This window comes from Lutibacter oricola (genome assembly GCF_900106565.1).
Lineage (GTDB): Bacteria > Bacteroidota > Bacteroidia > Flavobacteriales > Flavobacteriaceae > Lutibacter > Lutibacter oricola.
In genome coordinates, this window is record NZ_FNNJ01000058.1 from 1 (window position 1) to 1,037 (window position 1,037).

Consider the following 1,037-nt stretch of genomic DNA (forward strand, 5'->3'; position numbering starts at 1 on the left):
TATCACGGAATGATGGATAAGCGAGTGAGTATGCCAGAAACTATAGGTCATGAAATGTCAGGAATTATTGACGCAGTTGGAGAAGGAGTTTCAGACTATGCAATAGGAGATAAAGTAGTAGTTCGTCCGTTAGATGATCGTTTGGTAAAGCCATCAGATAAAGGATTCAATCACATTTGTGAAGAATTAAAATTTATAGGAATCGATAGTCCAGGAGCAATGCAAGAATATTGGAATGTTCCTTCCTTTACGTTACACAAATTAAAAAGCGATACCGATTTAAAATTAGCAGCATTAATAGAGCCATTATCAGTAGCAACGCATGATGTTAGAATGAGTGGTTTGGTAGCTGGAGAAACTGCGGTTGTTTTAGGTGGTGGACCAATAGGTTTATTAGTTGCCATGGTAGCTAAAGAAGTTGGAGCAAATGTAATTGTTTCAGAAGTAAATGAAACGCGTATAGCAAAAGCAAAAGAACTAGGTTTAAATGCTGTAAGTCCAGCAAAAGTAAACTTGGTAGATTATGTTCGAGAACAAACCGAAGGTCGTTTAGCAGATGTTGTATTTGAGGTTGCTGGAGTTCAGCCAACGTTAGATGTAATGACAGAAGTTGCAGGGATTAGAGGACGAATTGTAATGGTTGCTATTCACGGAGAAAAGAAACCAGTTGATTTATTCAAATTTTTCTGGAAAGAGTTGAAGTTAATTGGAGCTCGTGTTTACGAAGAGCAAGATTATGAAAAATCAATCGATTTAATTACAGCAAACGAATTACCATTTGAAGAAATGATTACCGATGTTCAGCCATTAACAAACATTCAAACAGTTTTTGAAAACATTGATCAAAATCCAGATGGAATGAAAGTGTTAATGGATTGTAGTCTTTAATAATTCAATAAAAATATGAAATGTCATTCTGAGCCAAAGCGAAGAATCTCTTCATATAAACAAAACATTCAATAAAAAAACAAAACAATGAGTATTTTAAATAAATTTAGTCTAGAAGGTAAAGTTGCAATTGTAACAGGTTGCAAACG

At 34.6% G+C, this 1,037-nt stretch carries 1 protein-coding gene; it reads left to right on the plus strand.

Annotated elements, in window-relative coordinates; all coding sequences use genetic code 11:
• A partial coding sequence (locus BLU40_RS17470) for a zinc-dependent alcohol dehydrogenase (protein ID WP_139171010.1) occupies positions 1–888 on the plus strand: 888 nt, incomplete at its 5' end.
• Positions 889–1,037: the final 149 nt, after the last annotated feature.